The organism is Telluria sp. AZSoR62, from assembly GCF_058111565.1.
Map to the genome: position 1 here is coordinate 1 of NZ_JBYTST010000295.1, position 274 is coordinate 274.

A 274-nucleotide genomic window follows, 5' to 3' on the forward strand; every position below is an offset into this window, starting at 1 on the left:
GGTTTCTACGCCTCGATGAAGTACTTCCAGAGCCTGGACAACCCCAACAACAAAGCCTTCGTCGAAGCCTTCAAGGCCAAGTACGGCAAGGATGCGGTGATCGGCGACGTGACCCAGGCGGCCTACCTCGGCCCATGGTTGTGGAAAGCCGCGGTGGAGAAGGCCGGCAGTTTCGACGTGGATAAAGTCGTGGCCGCCTCGTCGGGCATCGAGCTGAAAACCGCGCCGGAAGGCTACGTGAAGATCCACGAGAACCATCACCTGTGGAGCAAGC

1 protein-coding gene is annotated in these 274 nt (G+C 59.9%); it reads left to right on the top strand.

Annotation, left to right across the window (positions count from 1 at the left end; genetic code table 11):
- On the top strand, nucleotides 1-274 hold a 274-nt coding region (locus AC3XQU_RS23860; protein WP_489876611.1), incomplete at both ends, for a transporter substrate-binding protein.